The organism is Nocardia sp. NPDC058058 (assembly GCF_042885355.1).
Lineage (GTDB): Bacteria > Actinomycetota > Actinomycetes > Mycobacteriales > Mycobacteriaceae > Nocardia.
The window spans coordinates 433,400-452,374 of record NZ_JBHVSA010000001.1; the positions used below are offsets into that span (position 1 = coordinate 433,400).

Sequence of the window (18,975 nt, forward strand, 5' to 3'; positions counted from 1 at the left end):
CGAACATGAGTGACAACGAGAACGTCGAAGCCCCCGTGGTGCTGGAGAAGTCCGAGTCCGCACCGGCCGCACCGGCCGCACCTGCCGCACCGGTGACCGTCGCCGAGCCCGCGCGGCCGGCGCGGTTCGCCGCGATCCGGGGTCGCGGGGACATGATCGTGTCGGCTGCCGCCGCGCTGTTCGCGGTGGTGGCGCTGACGCTCGGGATCTGCTGGCACAGTGCCGCCGGAGACCTGAACGCGTTGCGTGCCGGCAACTCCGATCGCGATCGGGCCGCCGAGATCGCGACCGATTACGCCACCCGCTCACTGACCTACGACTACAAGAACCTGCCCGCGTTCTTCGACGGCGTGCAGCGCGACACCTCACAACCGTTGCGCGACAAGTTCACCCAGACCCACGACGCCCTCACCAAGATCATGACCGGGGCGCAGGTGACCGCCACCGGCAAGGTGATGGGCACCTCGGTGGAGTCCAAGGGCAATGATCAGTACGCCGTCACCGTCTACGCCCTGCAGCGCACCCAGAGCATCCAGCAGACCGATCCGGCCACCAAGCCGAATCTGCTGCTGGTCACGGTCGCCAAGAACGGTGGCGACTGGCTGGTCGTGGACTTCGGCCCCAAGGACGGGCTCAGCACGGACGGCGTCGCCAAGGATGCCGCGAAGGACGGGGCCGCGAAATAGCCCCGCGCACAGGGCGGCCGCCGCAGCCCGGGCTTCCACTGCGGCGGCGTCGGCAGATCATCGAAGCCGCGTTCGAGGTGTTCACCGCTCAGGGGTACGAGGCCACCGCCATATCGGCGGTGGCCGCGCGCGCCGGAATCGGCCAGGGCACGGTCTACCGGTATTTCGGCAGTAAGCGCGAAATCCTGGACCATGTCATCGATTTCGGGGTGGAGAAGGTGATCGACTCGGTGCGGATCCCGGATCTGGTCGGCACCGCCAAGAGTCTGGACGACCTGATGGACGCGTTGCGCGCGGCCGTGTACGGCATGTACGACCTGCTCGAGCGGGAACCGCGGGTGCTGCGCCTGCTGCTGGTGGAGGCCGGGGCCATCGATCCCGAACTGGCGCAACGACTATTCGGTCTGGAGGCGGTCACCGCCACCCTGGTCGCCGGTGAGCTGGCGCGCGGGGTGCGCGAGGGCTGGATTCGCGCCGATATCGATCCACCGGTGATCGCGCACGCCATCCTGACCCTGGTGGTGCCGGTGCTGCTGCGGGAACTGCACGGCATCTCCGATCCACCGGCCCGGGAGCGCACCGCCACCATGATGCTGCAATTGCTGGACAAGACGCTGCGGGCGCGGCGGGCGGCGTCGTGAGCGATCCCGTCCGGACCGCCCGCCATGCCGTGCGCGCGGAGCAGCGGCGCACCGAATTGGTCGGCGCGGCATACGAATTGGTGATGACGCGGGGCTTTCGCGGTATCGGCGTCGACGATATCGCCGGCGCGGCGGGCGTCAGCCACGGCACCTTCTACAACTACTTCGAGAACAAGCGGGACATTCTCGACGCGGTCATCGACCACTGCTTCGACCATATTCGCGAGCGCCTGCTCGGTCCCGAGGCCGATGCCCCGCCCACCTCGATGGCTGACTTCAGCGCCCGCTACGAACGCGTCATCGACCGCTGCTACGACCTGGTCGAGACCGAGCCCGGACTGGTGAACTTCCTACTGCTGGAAGCGTCGTCGATCGACGACCGGGTGATCGAGCGGTGCATGCACAATGCCCGGCTCTATGGCGTGCAGGCGGTCGAGCAGGTGAGTCGCGGGATGGACCACGGCTTCCTGGACTCCCGCCTGGACGCCGATATCGCGGGCGAAGTGCTGCTCTCGGTGCTGGTCTCGGCCCTGTTCTCGGCGCTGCGCGGCGGTGCGGACGGACTCACCCGCGAGCGCGTGCGCGGCCAGCTCACCACCTTCCTGATCACCGCGATCGGCGCCGAGGATCAGTGCACCGAGAATCCGCCGTCCACGTGAATGGCCTGCCCGGTGACATAGGCCGATGCCCCGCTCGCGAGAAATACCGCCGCCCCCGCGAAATCGTCGGGTATCCCATTGCGGCCGACCATGGTTCGCGCGGCCAGCGCACGCACGCGCTCCGGATCGTCCTGCAACCGCCGATTCAGCGGCGTCAGCACGAATCCCGGCACCAGCGTATTGCAGGTCACCCCGTGCGGTGACCATGTCTCGGCCTGCGAGCGGGCCAGCGATTCCAGCGCACCCTTGGACACCCCGTACGCCCCGCTGTTCACGAACGCCCGATGCGCCTGCTGCGAGGTGATGTGAATGATGCGCCCGAAACCGCGCGCGGCCATACCCGGTCCGAATCGCTGTCCGAGCAGGAACGGCGCGTCCAGATTCACCGCCATGGTCTGATCCCACACATCCTCGCCGAGTTCGGCGAACGGCGGCCGCAGATTGATCCCCGCGCAATTGACCAGGATATCGGGCTCACCGTAGATCCGCACCGCCTCCTCGGCGGCCGCCCGCACCCCGGTCCGCGTCCCGAGATCCACGCTCACCCAGCTCATTTCGCAGCCGTCCACCGCGAACTCGGCAACGGTCTCCGCCAGTTCCGCCTTGCGGCGCGCCACGATGACGACCTTCGCCCCGGCCTGCGCGAGCGCCCCGGCGATACCGCGCCCGATCCCCGAGCTGCCCCCGGTGACGAGCGCGACCCGCCCTTCCAGCGAAAACAACCCTGCGAGAAAACTCTCCGTAGTCACCGCTTGAGTCTCCATCAGGGGGAGACAGCAAGCTATATCGCATGGACGACGAAGCGCTCCTCACCATCGGGGCACTGGCCGAACGGACAGGGCTCACGGTCAAGACCATCCGGTTCTACGCGGATCGCGGAATCGTGCCGCCCACCGAATACACGCCCGCCGGATACCGGCTCTACGACGCCGCGGCGGTGGCCAAGCTCGAACTTGTTCGGACGCTGCGTGATCTGGGGGTGGATCTGGCCACCATTCGCCGGGTCCTGGCCGATGAGATCACCGTGGCGCAGGTGGCGGCCGTCCATGCGCAGGCTCTGGATCTACAGATCCGGGTGCTGCGGCTGCGGCGCGCGGTGCTGCGTGCGGTTGCCAAACGAGAATCCGACCCACAGGAGATGACCCTAATGCATAAGCTCGTTCAGCTCTCCGATGCCGAACGCCACCGCCTCATCCACGATTTCATCGATGACACCTTCGGTTCGGCCGACGGCAATCCGGAAATGGCCGAGCTGGTGCGCGCCGCCATGCCGGAACTGCCGGAGGATCCGGAACCGCACCAGGTCGAGGCCTGGATCGAACTCGCCGATCTGACGCAGGACGCCGATTTCCGTGCGGCCGTGCGGCATATGGTCGAATACCAGGCCGAGGAGCGCGCGAGGGGTGAGACCACCGGATTGCATCACGATCTCACCGAGGCGGTGCGCACCGAGGTCGGCGCGGCGCTGGCGGCGGGCCTGGACCCCGAATCCGCCGCGGCGGCACCGATTCTCGACGGACTGACCGCCCGCTACGCCGCGACCTTCGGCAAGCCGGACGACACCGAGCTGCGGCGCTGGATGCTGGAGCGGCTCGGCATCGCCAATGACCCTCGGGTGGAACAGTATTGGCGACTGCTCGGCAGCATCAACGGCTGGCCGCCGCTACCGGATATGGCGCCGATCTTCGGCTGGTTCGCCGCCGTGCTGCGGGCGCATCCGGACCGGTCAGGAGAACCAGTGCAGCGCTGAGACTTCGCGGATGTGGATCAGCACGTCGAAAGCGGCGGACAGGGACGCCACCGTGATGAATGCGGCGGTGTCCCGGTCCGGGTGGTAGACGCCGCTGATCACCCGCAACTTGGCGGGGCCGATGGGCTCGGCGGCGCGCAGATCGGTCCAGTGCACCGGGGGTTCGGCCGCGCCGAGCACGGCGTCCAGGAAATCCGGTGCGGGGGAGGGGATATCGACTATGCCCACATCACCGTGGTGGAAGCCGATGGCGATGGCGGCGTAGTCGTCGCCGTAGTGTTCGCGCAGCACGCTGCCGACGGTGGGCGGGGTATCGGCGGCGGGTTGTTCGCCCAGCACGGTGGCGGCGCTGTGCGCGATGCCGTCCCAGTAGACGATCCGCTCCCCGGTGCGCTGCTGATGGTTGATGATGGTGGCCGCCCAGATCGCGTCATCGCCGACGAAGCTGCCGCGCCCGGCCACGCTGTCGCGGTGGAAATCCACGATCGCGCGCATCGCATCGCGGGCCTCATCGGAGATCTTCAGTGAATTGACCAGGGTGGCAGCGTCTTCGGCGCGTTCGCGGAAGGCGCGGCCGGAATACAGACCCTGGGCGCGCTGCACATGCTCATCGATGTCGTGCGCGGTGCGGATCGAGTCGAGATGCGTGGCGAGTTCGGCCAGTAGTTCGGGCGCGGCCCGGCGCACCGCCGCCAGCACCAGGTCGTAGTCCGCCGGTTTCGCCTGTGCCGGTTTGACGGCGATGATCCGCACCGGATCGGCGGGATGCTCGCGATTGAAATCCCGAATCCAGTCCAGGGCGGTCGCCATCTCCGCGTGCCGCCATGGGCCCCAGGCGTTTTCGAGCGCGGTGGGGGCCGACCCCGCACCGGTCACCACGTACTCGTCCAACACGGCGGCGACATCGGCGCTGTCCTGTAACGCCACCACCCGAAATCCGTACTGCCGCACCAGGAGATGGAAGATCGCATCGCGCACCGCGAAGGTCTCCGCTGCGAATCGGGTGGATTCGCCGATGCCGACCACCTTGGCCGCGGCCACCGAGCGAGCGATTTCCGCCAGCCCGGCCGCATCCAGCGGCCGGGTCGGCAGATCGGACAGGCGGTAACCGGCGGAGGGGACGGCCGGACTCGATATCGCGTTCATACCGCCACTCTCGTACCTGAACAGAGGTTCAGGTCAAGTGGCTGTGGCCCGGGCTACTTCAGCTCCGAACCCTCGGCCACGACCACCGCGTACACATCGCCGATGGTGGCCAGGGCGGCATTGTGCAATTGCTCGGCCGACACCTCGGCGACGGCGGTGGCCAGCGGGCGGGTGGCGCAGGCGTCGGCGACCACGGTCGGCGCGTTGCCGCGCAGGAACGCGCCCTCGGCGGTGAACTGCACGCACATATGCGTCATGAAGCCGATGAGGATGACGCTCTTATTGCCGGCGGCGTCGATCCGCTCCCCGAGGTCGGTCTCGATGAAACCGTTCGGCGCGGTCTTGACCACCACCGCCTCGCCCTCGACGGCCGCTACGCGCGGGTGGATCTGCCCGATCTCGGCGGTGATGTCGTAGGGCGTGCCCTCGCCGCCGTCATTGATGACGTGGATGATCGTCGATCCGGCCTGCCGGGCGCGGGCCAGCAGTTCGGCCGCCGCGTCGAGTGCGGCCGCCCAGCCGGTCAGCTCCATGACACCGCGCGTGTAGGTGTTCTGGTAATCGATCAAAACGAGGGTCGAATCGGCGAGCGAGGCCGGAGTCTGATCGAGACCGTCGAGCTCACGCAGCGTGGTGGAAGCCATGGAACGTCCTTTCGGGAAGTGAATGTCTATCACGCTAGGCCCGAATCGGCGTGTCGGAAATGTCATGTAACCTGCAAATCCGGACATCCCCGAATCGCACCGGAGCGGCCATGCGCACCAAGGAACGCCTGATCGTCGTCGTCTTGTTCGAAGGCGTCGACCTGCTCGATGTCACCGGTCCGCCGGAGGTATTCGCGCTGCTACAGCGCGAAGTCGACGCGCCGACCGGGTATCGGGTGCTGCTGGCCGCCGAAACCATGGATCCGGTCACCACCTCGGCGGGGGTCCGGGTGTTGCCGGACAGCACGTTCGAGGATCTCGCGGCGCGGGCCATCGACACCCTCATCGTGCCCGGCGCGGTCGAGGTGGACGCCGATCGCCGGGTGCGCGCGGTCTGCGATCCGATGGTGGTGGGCTGGGTGAAAGCGTTGTCCGGCAATGCCCGTCGCATCGCCTCGGTCTGCGTCGGGGCGCATATCCTCGCCGATGCCGGACTGCTGGACGGTAAGCGCGCCACCACGCACTGGTCCACCGCGCAACAGCTGGCCGCCGACCATCCGGCCGTCGAGGTCGACGCCGATCCGATCTACATTCGTTCCGGCGATGTCTGGACCGGTGCGGGATTGACCGCCTGCCTGGACCTTTCGCTGGCGCTGGTCGCCGACGACTTCGGCGACGCGGCGGCGCTGCGGGTGGCGCGCCAGCTCGTCATGTATCTCAAAAGGCCAAGCGGCCAAAGCCAATTCAGCGTATCGCTGGAACCGCTGTCGACCACGCGGCGGATAGACGAGTTGCGGCTCTACATTTCCCGCCATATCGCCGAACCGCTGACGGTCACCGAGCTGGCCGCGCAGGCGCATGTGAGCGAACGTCAGCTGAGCCGGGTCTTCAAAACCGATCTCGGTATGACACCGGCCGCCTACATCGAATCGGCGCGCGTGGAAGCGGCGCGGAATCATTTGGAAACCAGCGATCACACGCTGGCGCGCATTGCCACGCTCAGCGGCTTCAACACCACCGATACGCTGACCCGCGCCTTTCGCCGCATCCTGGATACGACACCGACGGAATATCGAAACCGCTTCCGGATCAACTGAGTCCGGTAACCGCGCAGCTATTTGACCAGGGTGAATTGCATAACGTCCAGATGTCCCGCGTGGAAGTAGTGCGCGCAGCCGGTCAGGTATTTCATATAGCGCTCGTACACCTCCTCGGAGGTGAGGCGAATCGCCTGTTCACGGTGGGTTTCCAGGGCTTGCGCCCACAGTTCCAGGGTGCGCGCGTAATGCGGTTGCAGCGAATGAACGCGCTGGGTGTGGAATCCCGCGGCTTCGGCCAGTCCGGTCACCACCGGCGGCTGCGGTAACTGCCCGCCGGGGAAGATCTCCCGCTTCATGAAGATGTGGAACAGCGCGTCCTCGCGGGTCACCGGAATCTGGCGGTCGCGCAATTCGGCCAGCGTGCGGCCGATAATGCTGTGCAGCAGCATGCGCCCGTCGGTGGGCATCATGGCGTGGCAGCGCGCGAAGAACTCCGGATAGCGTTCTTTGCGGAAGTGTTCGAACGCGCCGATGCTGACAATGCGATCGGCCCCGCCGGTGTATTCCTCCCAGCCCTGTAGCAGCACTTGTGCATCGGTGAGTCCGAGCCGGTCGATGCGGGCTTGCGCGTACTCGAATTGATTGCGGCTCAAGGTGAGTCCGATGACCCGCACCCCGTACGCCTGGGCGGCGCGGATCATGGTCGCGCCCCAGCCGCAGCCGATATCGAGCAGCGTCATACCCGGTTGCAGCTTGAGCTTGCCGAGGGCGAGGTCGATCTTCGCGAGCTGGGCGCGCTCCAAAGTCATTGCGGGATCGGCGAAATAGGCGCAGCTGTAGGTCATGGAGGGGTCGAGGAAGAGTTCGTAGAACTCATCGGACAGGTCGTAGTGCTGTTGCACCTGCCGATAGAACGGCGCGAGATCGGCGGCCATGAGGCGCTCCTGAAGTCGATGGACACCAGGGCATACGGGCGCGAGCGCCGGTCCGTTCTAGATCCATGACACACCGGCGACACTCCGGGGTTTTCACTCCGAGTTTCTGATTCGAGCCCTGTACGACCGGCCAGGCTGCTTTCCTGAAGAGGGTTCAGCATCGCTACAGCAAACACAATTCGGAGGTTGGGGAACAGCCATGCACCGCACAGGACACGAAGAGGTCCGGGCCGGCAGACCGTGGCTGTGGACGGCGCTCGCGGCCCTGGTCGTGGTCGGCACCGCCACCTGGGTGATGCGCCCCGAACCGGTCGCCTGCCGCAGTGCCGCGCCCATCACCACCGTGGTCACGCTGCCTCCCACCGCCACCCCGAATTCGGTTACCACGCAGCAGCTTCCGCCGCCGGAACCCGCACCCGCCCCCGAGGCCGCCGAGGCGCGCTACTACGCCTTCGGTCCCGGCGTCGCCTGCTCACTGCCGGATCTGCCCCTGGACGGCTACTACGTCGGCGTCTCGACCGGCGAATACGACGGGTCCACCCCGTGCGGCTCGTATATCGATATCGACGGCCCGCTCGGCAGCGTCCGCGCCCAGATCGTGGATCGCTGCCCCGGCTGCGCGCCGCACCAATACGACCTCAGCAGAGCGGCTTTCGAGGCCATCGCACACACCCACGACGGTGTCGCGCAGATTCGCGTCAACCGCGTCCGTGATCCCAATCCGGCTCCCGAACTCTTCTACCGCGTGCAGCAGAGCTCCTCGGTGAGCTGGATCGGACTGCTGTTCTCCGGCGGCGGAAACCCGTTGCGCGAGGTGGCATTACGCCCCGAGTCCGGCGGTGACTTCCGGCCGCTGCGGCGCGGCTACGACAACTACTGGTCCATCTCCGGGCTGGGTGCCGGTCCGTTCACCGCTCGCGTCACCGATATCTACGACCACATCGTCGAGGTCCCCGGCGTGGTCATCGACCCGGGTCAGTTGCGCTACACCGGAATTCGACTCTACGACCGCCCCGATCCGGCGGCGGTCGTCACGACCACGCCCGCACCCCCGCCGCCGGTGGTCGTCACCACCGTTGTCGCCGCGCCACAGCACTGCGCCAAGTAGCCGGTGACCGCGCCCGGTGACACTGCCCACATCGCCGGTGTGCCCGGACGATCATCGCTACAGTGATTCACAGACGGCGGTGGGGCTCGCCGCTTCGGAGTTCGCTCCGGAGGAACCGCGGATTCTCCGCCAACAGTCCCTACTCGAACACTCGCGTCCGCGCGGGTACCAGAGTAGGAGACCCCCGTGCCCACACCGTCGAATCACGAACACCCCGGATTCCCGGCGGTCGATCCCGATATCGATATCCACGAACCCGCCCAGCGCGCCGAGCTGTCCGGCACCCACGGTGCGGTGCTGACGGTGATCGCCGTCGGCGGCGCGCTCGGCGCACTGGCGCGATATGCCCTGATCACCCTGTTTCCGACGCCGCCGGGTGGATTCCCGTGGGCGGTATTCGGCATCAATGTGCTCGGCGGCTTCGCACTCGGTGTGCTGATGACGATCCTCACCGAGATCCGTCCCGCGCATCCGCTGGTGCGACCGTTCCTCGGCACCGGTGTCATCGGCGGGTTCACCACCTTCTCCACCTACGCCGGTGACGTCCACACCCTGTTGCGTCCCGGCAGTGCGCCGACCGCGCTCGTCTACATATTCGCGACGCTGTTCGCTGTCCTGTGCGCTGTCGCCGCGGCCGCCCAGCTTGTCCGCCGTGTGCACGCCGCGATCCGGGTGGAGGTCCGCGCGTGAACGCACTACTGGTCGTCCTCGGCGCCCTCGTCGGCGCACCCCTGCGCTACCTCACCGACCGCGCCGTCCAATCCCGCCACGACAGCGTATTCCCTTGGGGCACACTGATGGTCAACATCATCGGCTGCCTGATCCTGGGCTGTGTACTCGGCTCGCACCTGGCACCGGCCTGGATCACACTGCTAGGCACCGGATTCTGCGGCACGTACACCACCTACAGCACTTTCGGTTACGAGACCTTCCGCCTGGTCGAGCAGCGTGACCGCTTGTTCGCCCTCATGAATGTCACCGTCAGCCTGATAGCCGGGATCGGCGCGTTCCTCACCGGCTACGCGACCGCCGCCGCCCTGCTCGGCTGACTTACCGCCGATGAGTGCGCGCGGCCTCGATGCGCGCGGCCAGTTCCACCAGATCCGCGGCGGCACCGTTCGGCGGTGTGCGCCGATGCCAGATGGCGCGAAACTTTCTGGTCAGCACCATCGAATCGGCAAGGCGCACTTCGGATAAGGTCCCGGCGCGCAATTCGTGCGCGACGATCAACCGACTGACCACCGCCGGTGCCACGCCATTGCGGGCCGTGGTGAGAATCGCCGCGGCGGAACCGAGTTCGGCCGCCGGCGGCGCGGGCGTCCCGTGCATCTCCAGCGTCTCCCACACCGTATCGCGGGTGCCCGAGCCCCGTTCCCGCCACAGCAGCGGGGTCTCGGCGAGCTCCCGTGAAGTCAAGGCCCGCCGCCGGGACGCCCAGGGATGCGTCGGCGCGACGATGACGACGAGCTCATCGGCGGCCAGCACCCGGCTGCCCAATCCCGGTGGGGCGTGCGGTCCTTCGACGAATCCGAGATCGGCCGCGCGGCCATCGACCGCGGTCGCCACCTGCCGGGAATTGGCCACATCCAGCACCACCGCCAGCTCCGGATGGATCCTGCGCAGCGCGGTCAGCCAATGCGGAATGCGATGGTCGGCAATGGTTGTCGAGGCGACCACGCGCAGCCCGGGTCGCCCGGCACGGTGCAGCGCCGTGATGCCGTCATTGAGGGATCGCGCCGCGGCCAGTACCGGCCGCGCGAGCTCGACCACGGCGTGCCCGGCATCGGTGAGCATGGACCCGGTCCGACCGCGATCGAGCAGCCGCAGGCTCAACCGCCGTTCGAGCGCGGTGATCCGCATGCTCGCGGCGGGCTGGCTGATGCCGTGCCGCCGTGCGGCGGCACCGAGACTCCCCAGCTCCGCCACCGAAACGAGCAGGTCCAGCACCTCCAGATCGGGTGTTCCGGACGGCAGCGTCATAAGCACAGCTTATGACGTGGTCGGTGTCCGACCGCTACCCGCGCTCGTCGGCGCGCAGCAGGATCGTGCCTATCCGCAGTTCGCGGGCTCGAAGTTCAACCGAGGAGTACGCCATGACCTTCGTAATCGGCGCCGCCTGCGTGGACATCCTGGATAAGGCCTGCATCGAGGAGTGCCCCATGGACTGCATTGCCGTCGGCAAGCGCATGGCCTACATCGATCCCGACCAATGCATCGACTGCGCCGCGTGCGAACCGGTCTGCCCGGTCGAGGCCGTCTACTACGAGGACGATATGCCCTCCGGCCAAGAGCATTTCATCGCCGAGAACGCGCGCTACTTCGCCGAACGGCGGTAGTTCACGGGCGGTACAGGGTGATGGTGTGGTCGGTGCAGCGGTCGATCAGGTGGTTGTCGATGGCTTCGCCGGTCACCAGCAGGCGGAAATACAGTGGCGCGGTGAGGGTTTCCAGAACCGCTCGCGGCTGGGCGTCGGCACGCAGGTCTCCGGCGTCCCGGGCACGGTCGATGACCGGGGAGATCTGTTCGAATCGGTTGTCCCAGAACGCTGTTCGCGCGGCGGTGAGTTCGGGGTCCCCGTCCAGCGCGGCGGCGGTGCCCAGTAGGCGGGCCACTCCGGGGCGCGTGATGAGGTCACTGATCTGTTCGAGAATCTGCCGCAGATCGCCCCGGAGCGAGCCGGTGTCCGGGGGTGGATTGCCCAGTTCGGCGAGCTGGGTCACCGCGTCGGTGATCAGGGCGGTGCGCGAACCCCAGCGGCGATAGAGCGTGGTTTCCGCGACTCCGGCGCGCACCGCCACGCTGCCCAGGCTCAGCCCCTCGATGCCGTGGTCGAGTACCTGGTGCAGGGTTGCCGCGATCACCGCCTCGCGCACCCGGGCGCTGCGGCCGCCGGTGCGTTTGCGCGGCTGGGCCCCGGAGTCCGGGGTCATCGCGCCGCACCGGGCGTCGCGGCCTCGATCCAATTGGAGAACTCGCAGGCCAGGTGCCAGCGGTGCGCGGCGATCATTGTCGGCAGGGTCGGCAGCGGGAATTCGACCGTCAGGCGGGCGTGGAAACCGTCCGGGGTATCGCGGAACTGGTGTCGCACACCGCCGATCGGGCTGCCGTTCCGGGACCGCGCCACCCCCGCGACCTGGTGGGGAAATGCGTTGTCCGGCACCGTGGCCAGGCTCGACACCTCGGTGTAGTCGACGAAGAAGGCGGACGCCAAGGGGCTTCCGCCCGTGGTCTCCAGCACGCGCTGTCCGCGGTCGTCCACGCCGAAGTCGAAATGGTCCGGGCAGGCGCGCAGCATCGCGATCGGATCGCCGGAACCCGCGGCCGCCTCGAACCAGGTGACGAATTCCGCGGCCGTTCCCGTCGATACCCGCAGGTCGACGACGCTCCTGCGCCGTCTCCTGCTGATTCGCGCCTGCGTCAGCGCAATCCGATCCGCCCACCGCGCATCCCGCGCCAATCGCGCCCGCACCTCGTCCGCTCCCAGCCCGAGTTTGATCCGTAACAGTTCTTCGCGGCGCTCATCGACGTTCCCGCTCGCCGGTGCGGGCACCCCCAATTTCCTTGCCGCCGCGTCGATCCGCCGGTCCTCCCAGGCCAGCACCTCGGCCCGCTCGACGTGCCGCCCGCCGATCGAGGCGACAATCCTCACCGCGCGCAGCTCGCTCACACTGACTCCTTAAAGCTAGAAAAACCACTCTTAAGCGAGCGTAGCAGTTCGGTCGCCCGTTAGGATTGCCGCATGCCGACACTGCTCACCCGCATCGGGGCACACCCCGAGGCGGCCGAATTCCTGCGCTGGCCCGGCGATTTCGAACTGGATCGCGCGGATCACGTCGAACCGGTCCATCTCGCTTCGGGCGCTCGATTGGAGGGATTCGCCGGTGATGGCACCGGCGGCACCTTCTTCTTCTGCGGGGAGGGCGGCGACGAACGGCCGATTCTGTACGCCGATTCCGAGGGCAGCGCCGGGCTCATCGCGGTCGGGCTGCCGGAGCTGTTGCGGCTGCTGTTCGTGCTGCCCTGGTGGCGGGACTGCCCGTCGTTCACGGTGGCGGAGAGCCGCGCGGGTGCGGCAGAATTCCTGGGCGATATGCCCGATCTGGCGGATCGCCGGGATCGGGCGGCGGCGGCGCTCGAGCTCGATCTGCCGACCGAATCCGAAGTGCTGCAACGGCTTCGAGAGCGATCGGTGCAGGCCGGGCAGGACTATCTGCTCGTCCTCACCTCGGAAGGGACGGTCTACGAGCCACTGTTCGGCGTATAGCCATTCACGCCACGGGCTCGGTCACCGGCTCTACGATCGACAGCTGTGACGTCCCCAGTGAATCAATCGAATTCCGTGGTCATCATCGTCGATGTGCAGAATGGCGTGGTCGCCGACGCGTATCGGCGCGACGATGTCGTGGCCACCATCGGCCGGCTCGTCGACAAGGCCAGAGCCGCGCGGATTCCCGTGCTCTGGATTCAGGATGTGGGGGAGGGTCGCGCGCACGGAACCGAATCCTGGCAGGTGGTACCGGAATTGGCTCCGGCGGACGATGAACTGCGCGTCGACAAGAGCTACGGCGACTGTTTCGAGGATACCGAGTTGGAGATGCTGCTCACCCAACTCGAGGTCAGCCGCCTCTACATCGCCGGCGCCCAGACCGACGCCTGCATCCGCTCCACCCTGCACGGCTCGCTCGTCCGCGGCTACGACACCGTCCTGGTGGCCGATGCCCACACCACCGAGGACCTCTCCGAATGGGGCGCGCCCGCCACCGAAGCCGTCATCCGCCACACCAACCTCTACTGGCAGCACACCACCGCCCCCGGCCGCATCGCCGCGGTAATCCCCACGGACGACATCGAATTCGCCACCCAGCCCGCTCGCTGAGCGGCCGCCGCTCCGCCGGTGCGACCGGATTATGGCATCATCGAATGGAACGTGTTCTATTTTCGGTAGTTGATGCGGCTCGCAGGGAGGCCCTCGATGACGAACTCCGGTGTGGATTACCAGGCGCAGGCCGTAGCGGGCGCGAAGCGGGGGCGGCGGCGGTTGTCGCCGCGGATCGCCAGGTTGACCGAGGTGCCGCAGGGCTCGATGGTGGAATTGCCGGGGCGGGGGAGCACCTACGTGGTGGATCTGCCCGGGCCGTCGGCGGAGGCGCCGACGGTGCTGCTGCTGCACGGTATGGCCACCACCGCCATGCTGAACTGGTTCCCGTCGCTGGCCGAGCTCAATGAGCGGTATCGGGTGGTGCTGTTCGATCAGCGCTGGCACGGGCACGGAATCCGTTCGGAGCGTTTCATTCTCGATGATCTGGCCGATGACGCCATCGCCGTGGCAGAGGTGCTCGGGGTGGATCGGCCGATTCTGGCGGGATATTCGATGGGCGGTGTGGTGGCGCAGCTCGCGGCGTACCGGCATCCGGACAAGGTCGGCGGAATCGTGCTGGCCGCCACCACCTATCGGTTCCAGGAGACCCGCCGGGAGCGGGCATTCCACCGGAGCTGGGGTGTGCTGGCCGCGTCCTTCGCCGAATTGTCGTTGCGGCGTGCGGAATCGCATAAACAGAAGTTGCCGCTGCTGCCGGAATCGTCCTGGCCGGTGGGCCGGATGGACCGCTGGGCCATGTCGGAGATGCGCAGCACGAGTGGCTGGGCGCTGGCGCAGGCGCTGGCGGTGCTGGGGCAGTTCGATGCGAGCGAATGGCTGCCGACGTTGAAAGTGCCTGCGGCGGTGGTCATTACGACCAGGGATCGGGCACTGCCGGTATTCCGGCAGCTGGAGATGGCGAAAGCCATTCCGGGGGCGGAGATCTTCCTCGCCAAGGCCGGTCATGCGGCCTGTGCACTCGAGGCGGACGTCTTTGTCCCGGTATTCCTCGAGGCCGTGCAATCGGTGGCCGGTCGGCTCTAGGCCGAAAGCGGTCCGGGCTGTAAGCCGTTATGGCTCAGCTGTTTTCGCGGGCCGCCTTGAGCAGCTCGGTGATCACCTCGGGGACGGCGTCGGCGATCTTCTCGATATCGGGGACCAGCTCCTTGGCTGCGATGAAACCGAAGTCCAGGTTGCCGTTATTGGAGATGACGGTGGCGGTCAGGCCCGCGCCGTGGAAGACCGGCCCGAACGGATACATCGACGCCACCCGCACGCCCAGGAAATACATGGGGAAGTTGGGTCCGGGCACATTCGAGACCACCAGGTTGTGCACCACCGGATGATGCTCGGCCAGCTTCAGTGACGAATAGGCGCGCGCCGCGAGCTGAAAGGTGTTGGGCGGGGCGTACTGTGCCCAATCCTGCAGGAAGTCCGCGCCGATGAGATTGTGTTCCTCCTTGGCCCCCTGATTGTCCGCGGCGATGGCCCGCATCCGTTCCACCGGATCGGCGATATCGGTGTAGAGCCGCGAGAAGATGGTCGACACCTTGTTGGTGCCCTCGTCATGACGCGAGGTGTCATGCGTCGACACCGGAACCGAAGCTATCAACGAGGTGTCGGGCAGTTCCTCGTGCAGCTCCAGATAACTGCGCAGCGCACCGCCGACCACGGCCAGCACCACATCGTTGACCTTGACCCCGAACGCGGTCTTTATCTCCTTGATATCGGCCAGCTCCGAGGCCACGAAGGCGGTGGAGCGATGCGGGGTGATTGCGCGATTGAACGGGGTACGCGGTGCGGTGAACGGCAGTGGCATGCCCCGGCTTCCGGCACCGTTGCGCCGCCGCTGCACCAGCCCGCTCAGGATTCCGACGGTCTGCGGCACCATGCCGAACATGCCGAGCTTGCCCGGGAATTTCGCCAGCGCTTCGAGTCCCAGCGCGAGATCATTGGGTTCGCTTTCGGCGGCGGGGGTTTCGGCGGGCGGGGTGTAGGTGACCCCCGGCTGCACATCGCACAGGTGCATCATCATATTGGTGCCGGTGATGCCGTCCACGATGGCGTGGTGGTACTTGGAGATGATCGCCACCTTGCCCTCGGGCAGTCCTTCCACCACCCACATCTCCCACAGCGGCCGGGACCGGTCCAGGGGGCGACCTGCGATATCGCCGGTGACTTCGGCCAATTCGCGTTTTCCGCCCGGTGCGGGCAGCCCCATGCGCCGCACGTGGTAATCGAGATCGAAGCGGGAGTCGCGCACCCACACCGGATGATCGAGGTTGAACGGCACCGCGTGCAACCGCCGCGTCATGGCGGGGATGAGGTACAGCCGTCTGCCGAGTTCGGCTTTGAAGTCGTCATAGGAGAATTCGACGCCGTCGGCGCCGGGGTCGACTATCAGCAGTGCGCAGACGTGCAGGAGTTGAGTGTCGGTTTCGAGATAGAGGAAGCTCGCATCGAGCCCGGTAAGTCGTTCCATACCAACACCCTATGAGAACTGGTTCTATTTTGCGCACCGATTGCGGTAGCCCCGCGTACCCGTTCGAGGCCGGTTCGTTGCCTCAAAGTAGCTTGTAGATAACAAGTTTGAGAGTGATACGGTTGCGCACCGATTGGGTATCTCTCCGGTGGAATGCGTTGCCGCTGTTAACGCCCCTCCCTACCTTGGGTCACATAGCCCGGTGAATTGTCACTTGTCACTGACAAGAGTCACCGGGCTGCTCACAATGGCGTGAGAGGGTGAGAGCAATGGCCGACCGGAAGGTTCTGCTATCTGAGAAATGGCGTATCGCTTGGGTTTTCGCCGCCGCGCTGGTGGTGGCGAGCGTGTTCTTCCCATTGCCGCGAGCCCATGCCGACGGATGTTCGGATGTGGACGTGGTGGTGGCGCGGGGCACGGGTGAACCCGGTTGGCTCGGCGATGTGGTGGGCAATCAGCTGTACGGCCTGCTACAGGATCGATTGCCGGTGTCCACCACGGCCTATCCGGTCGCCTATCCGGCGGACTACAGCTTCAATGTCGGCGCGGGCACCGCGGATCTGGTGGGGCACATCGCATCCCAGGCCGCGTCCTGTCCGGGTCAGCGCTTCGTCCTGGTCGGTTATTCGCAGGGCGCGGCGGTCGTGCACGCGGCGCTCGGCACCGGCGCGGTGACCTGGTATCCGGGCCGGGTGCAGCTGCCCGGATATCTCGGCGACCGCATCGCGGCGGTATTGCTCTTCGGTGATCCCATGCGCGCCATCGGCTGGACCGTACCCGGTGAGTTCGCGGGCCGGACCGGAGATTGGTGCACCGGCGGCGATCCCGTCTGCGGCGCCGGTTGGAACGCCCCCGCCCATGTGTCCTACAGCAATAGCTTCGTAGCCGCGGCGAACTTTGCGGCAGTGCGCATCTGAGGCCCGGGGGATAAAAGGTCCGGCCCGGTGAGATGATCCCACCGGGCCGGACCGCTGTGCGCGGGAAGCGATTACCAGTGCAGACCGGGAATCTTGTTGGTGAAGCGCGCCGCCGGGCCAGGCAGGCCCATGAGCGGCTGCACGATCGGGGCGAGCAGCAGCAGCGGGCTACGCGATTCCGGCTTGTCCGAAGCGGTTTCGGTGACCGTCGCCGGATCGGGCTTGGCCGCCTTGGATTCTCCGAACATCTTGAAGCCCTGCGACAGGATGGCCTTCTTCACCGACGGCATCACGGTATCCACCAGCTGCGCGAAAGTGCCGATGGGCGTATCGATCCGGCTGGGCCGGTGTTCGAGCGCCCGCACCACGAGATCTGCCGCCTGCTCCGGCGAATGCACCGGAATCGACTTGTACAGGTCGGTCGGCGCGATCATCGGCGTGCGCACCAGCGGCATCCGCACCGAGGTGAAAGTGATTCCGGCATCGGCGTTCTCGACGGCCGCTATCTCGCTGAAGTTGTCCAGCGCGGATTTGCTCGCCACGTACGCGGCGAACCGCGGCACCTTGGTCTGCACCGCGATGGAGGAGATATTCACGAAGTGCCCGAACCGGCGCTCGCGCATGGACGGCAGCAGCGCCAGGATCAGCCGCACCGCGCCGAAGTAATTGACCGCCATGGTGCGCTCGAAATCGTGCATGCGGTCGGTGGAATTGGCCACCGCGCGGCGAATGGAGCGCCCCGCGTTGTTCACCACGAAATCGACATGTCCGTGATCGGCGAGCACCTGCTTGACCAGCAGCTCCACCGACTTCTCATCGGTGATATCGCAGGTGTACGCCTGTGCCGCACCGCTTTCCGCGCGGACCGCGACGGCCGCGGCCTCCAGATCCTCCGGCGTGCGCGCCACCATCAGTACGGTGGCCCCGCGCTTGGCGACCGCGTGCGCGGTGGCCAGGCCGATACCGGAGGAGGCGCCGGTGACCAGCACGATGCGCCCGGCCAGCTTCTCCCGGCCGCGGCGGGCTCGATCGGGATCCAGATTGTCCTCCCAGTAGCTCCACAGCTTGGCGGCGTAGCTCTCGAACTTCGGGACCGCGATTCCGCTGCCGCGCAATTGCGCCCGGGTGAAGTCGGAGGAGAAGTTCGATTCGAACGCGGTGTGCGGGGCCACCTCGGCGGGGATGCCGAGCCGTTCCAGCACGAAGTCACGCACCGCGGGAACACCCGGCAGCTCGCCGAGAGCGTTCAGCGCGGCATGGCTGCCGGGCACCGGACCGATTCCGGCGGGCGCTCCGGCCGCACGGGCCAGCGCCGCGTAGATCTTGCCGAAGGGCTGCGGTTCGGGATTGGTGAGGTGGAAGGTGCGCCCGATCAGTCCGGGCTTGTTGATCAGCTCGACCATCGCGGCGGCGACATAATCCACCGGCACGATATTGGTCGCGCCCAGATCCGGCAGCGGCACCGGCAGTTCCGAGGGCAGTGCGGCCAATCCGGCAATGGCGGGGAAGAAGTAGTACGGACCGTCGATCTTATCCATTTCACCGGTGCGCGAATCGCCGACCACAATTGCCGGTCGATAAACGCGCCAGCGCAGGTCGCGGCTCTCCCGGACCAGTTTCTCGGCTTCGAATTTGGTGCGGTGATAAGGCGACTCGAGACGCTGTCCGAGATCGAAGTCGTCTTCGAAGAATTTGCCCTGGTGATCACCGGCGACGGCGACCGAGGACACATGGTGCATTACCGCGCCGATGCTCTTCGCGAGTTCGACGACCGAACGCGTACCGCTCACATTGGCGGCGTAGGTGCTGTCCTCGTCGGCGGTCATGTCGTAGACCGCGCCGAGGTGGATGACGTGATCGGCGCTCGGCGCCTCGAACGCGCCGTCGATGTCCAGCAGCCCCAGTCCGGGCGCGGTGAGATCGCCCACCAGCGGGAACACTCGATCTTCGGCATCCCAGCCCTGAGCCATCTCGCGCAGCTTGGCGACCGACGCCTCGCGAACCAGTGCGTGGATGACAGCCTGGGGGTCCCGCTCCAGCAGTCCGGCGATCACGCGCCGACCGAGGAATCCGGTGCCACCCGTCACGATGTAGGAAACCATCGCCCC

Annotated in this window: 21 protein-coding genes and 1 pseudogene; 13 read left to right on the forward strand and 9 right to left on the reverse strand. The window is 66.8% G+C overall.

The features are described 5' to 3' along the window. Positions 1-5 precede the first annotated feature (5 nt). From ACFVUS_RS01940 to ACFVUS_RS01950, 3 genes are read left to right on the forward strand one after another with little or no spacing between them, the layout of a single operon-like run. Positions 6-686 (forward strand): hypothetical protein, encoded by a 681-nt coding sequence (locus ACFVUS_RS01940; protein ID WP_387761250.1) that lies wholly within the window; start codon positions 6-8, stop codon positions 684-686. A gap of 59 nt (positions 687-745) precedes the next feature. Further along, complete coding sequence (locus ACFVUS_RS01945) at positions 746-1,327, forward strand: TetR/AcrR family transcriptional regulator (RefSeq protein ID WP_387765353.1); 582 nt, start codon at positions 746-748, stop codon at positions 1,325-1,327. Next, entirely contained in the window at positions 1,324-1,986 is a 663-nt protein-coding gene (locus ACFVUS_RS01950; RefSeq protein ID WP_387761251.1) for a TetR/AcrR family transcriptional regulator, read from the forward strand. The genes ACFVUS_RS01945 and ACFVUS_RS01950 overlap by 4 nt, the downstream gene beginning before the upstream one ends. Here the strand turns inward: ACFVUS_RS01950 and ACFVUS_RS01955 are convergent. Further along, positions 1,956-2,735, reverse strand: a complete 780-nt coding sequence (locus tag ACFVUS_RS01955) for an SDR family NAD(P)-dependent oxidoreductase (RefSeq protein WP_387761252.1) — start codon at positions 2,733-2,735, stop codon at positions 1,956-1,958. The two genes, ACFVUS_RS01950 and ACFVUS_RS01955, sit on opposite strands and share 31 nt — an antisense overlap. Before the next feature lie 41 nt (positions 2,736-2,776). On the opposite strand from ACFVUS_RS01955, the gene ACFVUS_RS01960 reads away from it, so the two are divergent. Next, positions 2,777-3,736 (forward strand): MerR family transcriptional regulator, encoded by a 960-nt coding sequence (locus ACFVUS_RS01960; protein WP_387761253.1) that lies wholly within the window; start codon positions 2,777-2,779, stop codon positions 3,734-3,736. On the opposite strand, the gene ACFVUS_RS01965 is transcribed toward ACFVUS_RS01960, so the two are convergent. Together ACFVUS_RS01965 and ACFVUS_RS01970 are read right to left on the reverse strand one after the other, a co-directional pair. Further along, positions 3,713-4,882: an erythromycin esterase family protein gene (locus tag ACFVUS_RS01965; RefSeq protein ID WP_387761254.1), complete on the reverse strand. Its 1,170-nt coding sequence runs from the start codon at positions 4,880-4,882 to the stop codon at positions 3,713-3,715. The genes ACFVUS_RS01960 and ACFVUS_RS01965 overlap by 24 nt on opposite strands. Before the next feature lie 53 nt (positions 4,883-4,935). Continuing rightward, complete coding sequence (locus ACFVUS_RS01970; protein WP_387761255.1) at positions 4,936-5,526, reverse strand: isochorismatase family protein; 591 nt, start codon at positions 5,524-5,526, stop codon at positions 4,936-4,938. 110 nt (positions 5,527-5,636) lie between these two features. Between ACFVUS_RS01970 and ACFVUS_RS01975 the strand changes: the two genes are divergently transcribed. Continuing rightward, on the forward strand, positions 5,637-6,623 hold the full coding sequence (locus tag ACFVUS_RS01975; RefSeq protein WP_387761256.1) for a GlxA family transcriptional regulator: 987 nt from the start codon (positions 5,637-5,639) through the stop codon (positions 6,621-6,623). 17 nt (positions 6,624-6,640) lie between these two features. Here ACFVUS_RS01975 and ACFVUS_RS01980 read toward each other — a convergent pair whose 3' ends face one another. After that, positions 6,641-7,501, reverse strand: a complete 861-nt coding sequence (locus ACFVUS_RS01980) for a cyclopropane mycolic acid synthase family methyltransferase (protein WP_387761258.1) — start codon at positions 7,499-7,501, stop codon at positions 6,641-6,643. A gap of 199 nt (positions 7,502-7,700) precedes the next feature. Between ACFVUS_RS01980 and ACFVUS_RS01985 the strand changes: the two genes are divergently transcribed. From ACFVUS_RS01985 to crcB (ACFVUS_RS01995), 3 genes are all read left to right on the forward strand, one after another. Next, the gene (locus ACFVUS_RS01985) at positions 7,701-8,609 is read left to right on the forward strand and encodes an expansin EXLX1 family cellulose-binding protein (RefSeq protein ID WP_387761259.1); all 909 of its coding nucleotides are present in this window, start codon (positions 7,701-7,703) and stop codon (positions 8,607-8,609) included. Between the two features lie 186 nt (positions 8,610-8,795). Continuing rightward, positions 8,796-9,299 carry a fluoride efflux transporter CrcB gene (gene crcB, locus ACFVUS_RS01990; RefSeq protein WP_387761260.1) on the forward strand — a complete coding sequence of 168 codons (504 nt, stop codon included), beginning with the start codon at positions 8,796-8,798 and terminating at the stop codon, positions 9,297-9,299. Further along, positions 9,296-9,658, forward strand: a complete 363-nt coding sequence (crcB, locus tag ACFVUS_RS01995; protein WP_387761261.1) for a fluoride efflux transporter CrcB — start codon at positions 9,296-9,298, stop codon at positions 9,656-9,658. The genes crcB (ACFVUS_RS01990) and crcB (ACFVUS_RS01995) overlap by 4 nt, the downstream gene beginning before the upstream one ends. A 1-nt stretch (position 9,659) precedes the next feature. On the opposite strand, the gene ACFVUS_RS02000 is transcribed toward crcB (ACFVUS_RS01995), so the two are convergent. Then, positions 9,660-10,589, reverse strand: a complete 930-nt coding sequence (locus tag ACFVUS_RS02000) for a LysR family transcriptional regulator (protein WP_387761262.1) — start codon at positions 10,587-10,589, stop codon at positions 9,660-9,662. 113 nt (positions 10,590-10,702) lie between these two features. On the opposite strand from ACFVUS_RS02000, the pseudogene ACFVUS_RS02005 reads away from it, so the two are divergent. Further along, positions 10,703-10,936 (forward strand): annotated as a pseudogene (locus ACFVUS_RS02005) (indolepyruvate ferredoxin oxidoreductase subunit alpha); the annotation flags it as partial. Between the two features lie 10 nt (positions 10,937-10,946). On the opposite strand, the gene ACFVUS_RS02010 reads toward ACFVUS_RS02005, so the two are convergent. Together ACFVUS_RS02010 and ACFVUS_RS02015 are read right to left on the reverse strand one after the other, a co-directional pair. Then, positions 10,947-11,540 (reverse strand): TetR/AcrR family transcriptional regulator, encoded by a 594-nt coding sequence (locus ACFVUS_RS02010; RefSeq protein ID WP_387761264.1) that lies wholly within the window; start codon positions 11,538-11,540, stop codon positions 10,947-10,949. Beyond that, positions 11,537-12,277 (reverse strand): hypothetical protein, encoded by a 741-nt coding sequence (locus ACFVUS_RS02015; RefSeq protein WP_387761266.1) that lies wholly within the window; start codon positions 12,275-12,277, stop codon positions 11,537-11,539. The genes ACFVUS_RS02010 and ACFVUS_RS02015 overlap by 4 nt, the downstream gene beginning before the upstream one ends. Before the next feature lie 72 nt (positions 12,278-12,349). On the opposite strand from ACFVUS_RS02015, the gene ACFVUS_RS02020 reads away from it, so the two are divergent. The 3 genes from ACFVUS_RS02020 to ACFVUS_RS02030 all read left to right on the forward strand — a co-directional run bounded on the left by ACFVUS_RS02020 (position 12,350) and on the right by ACFVUS_RS02030 (position 14,512). Continuing rightward, on the forward strand, positions 12,350-12,874 hold the full coding sequence (locus ACFVUS_RS02020) for a hypothetical protein (protein WP_387761268.1): 525 nt from the start codon (positions 12,350-12,352) through the stop codon (positions 12,872-12,874). Positions 12,875-12,919: 45 nt separating this feature from the next. Then, positions 12,920-13,486 carry an isochorismatase family protein gene (locus tag ACFVUS_RS02025; protein WP_387761270.1) on the forward strand — a complete coding sequence of 189 codons (567 nt, stop codon included), beginning with the start codon at positions 12,920-12,922 and terminating at the stop codon, positions 13,484-13,486. A gap of 96 nt (positions 13,487-13,582) precedes the next feature. Continuing rightward, entirely contained in the window at positions 13,583-14,512 is a 930-nt protein-coding gene (locus ACFVUS_RS02030) for an alpha/beta fold hydrolase (RefSeq protein WP_387761271.1), read from the forward strand. Between the two features lie 34 nt (positions 14,513-14,546). Here ACFVUS_RS02030 and ACFVUS_RS02035 read toward each other — a convergent pair whose 3' ends face one another. Next, entirely contained in the window at positions 14,547-15,950 is a 1,404-nt protein-coding gene (locus ACFVUS_RS02035) for a wax ester/triacylglycerol synthase family O-acyltransferase (protein WP_387761273.1), read from the reverse strand. 269 nt (positions 15,951-16,219) lie between these two features. Here ACFVUS_RS02035 and ACFVUS_RS02040 point away from each other — a divergent pair, with 269 nt between their 5' ends. Then, positions 16,220-16,867: a cutinase family protein gene (locus ACFVUS_RS02040; protein WP_387761275.1), complete on the forward strand. Its 648-nt coding sequence runs from the start codon at positions 16,220-16,222 to the stop codon at positions 16,865-16,867. 71 nt (positions 16,868-16,938) lie between these two features. Here the strand turns inward: ACFVUS_RS02040 and ACFVUS_RS02045 are convergent, their stop codons facing one another. Beyond that, positions 16,939-18,969, reverse strand: coding sequence for an SDR family oxidoreductase (locus ACFVUS_RS02045; protein WP_387761276.1), 2,031 nt, complete (start codon positions 18,967-18,969; stop codon positions 16,939-16,941). Positions 18,970-18,975 lie beyond the last annotated feature (6 nt).

Coding starts and splice junctions, on each gene's coding strand:
- ACFVUS_RS02045 (WP_387761276.1), bottom strand. CDS start 18,969: ATGGTTTCCTACATCGTGACGGGTGGCACCGGATTCCTCGGTCGGCGC.
- ACFVUS_RS01975 (WP_387761256.1), top strand. CDS start 5,637: ATGCGCACCAAGGAACGCCTGATCGTCGTCGTCTTGTTCGAAGGCGTC.
- ACFVUS_RS02035 (WP_387761273.1), bottom strand. CDS start 15,950: ATGGAACGACTTACCGGGCTCGATGCGAGCTTCCTCTATCTCGAAACC.
- ACFVUS_RS02000 (WP_387761262.1), bottom strand. CDS start 10,589: ATGACGCTGCCGTCCGGAACACCCGATCTGGAGGTGCTGGACCTGCTC.
- ACFVUS_RS01960 (WP_387761253.1), top strand. CDS start 2,777: ATGGACGACGAAGCGCTCCTCACCATCGGGGCACTGGCCGAACGGACA.
- ACFVUS_RS01985 (WP_387761259.1), top strand. CDS start 7,701: ATGCACCGCACAGGACACGAAGAGGTCCGGGCCGGCAGACCGTGGCTG.
- ACFVUS_RS01970 (WP_387761255.1), bottom strand. CDS start 5,526: ATGGCTTCCACCACGCTGCGTGAGCTCGACGGTCTCGATCAGACTCCG.
- ACFVUS_RS01965 (WP_387761254.1), bottom strand. CDS start 4,882: ATGAACGCGATATCGAGTCCGGCCGTCCCCTCCGCCGGTTACCGCCTG.
- ACFVUS_RS01980 (WP_387761258.1), bottom strand. CDS start 7,501: ATGGCCGCCGATCTCGCGCCGTTCTATCGGCAGGTGCAACAGCACTAC.
- ACFVUS_RS02010 (WP_387761264.1), bottom strand. CDS start 11,540: ATGACCCCGGACTCCGGGGCCCAGCCGCGCAAACGCACCGGCGGCCGC.
- ACFVUS_RS02020 (WP_387761268.1), top strand. CDS start 12,350: ATGCCGACACTGCTCACCCGCATCGGGGCACACCCCGAGGCGGCCGAA.
- ACFVUS_RS01940 (WP_387761250.1), top strand. CDS start 6: ATGAGTGACAACGAGAACGTCGAAGCCCCCGTGGTGCTGGAGAAGTCC.
- ACFVUS_RS02040 (WP_387761275.1), top strand. CDS start 16,220: ATGGCCGACCGGAAGGTTCTGCTATCTGAGAAATGGCGTATCGCTTGG.
- ACFVUS_RS02030 (WP_387761271.1), top strand. CDS start 13,583: ATGACGAACTCCGGTGTGGATTACCAGGCGCAGGCCGTAGCGGGCGCG.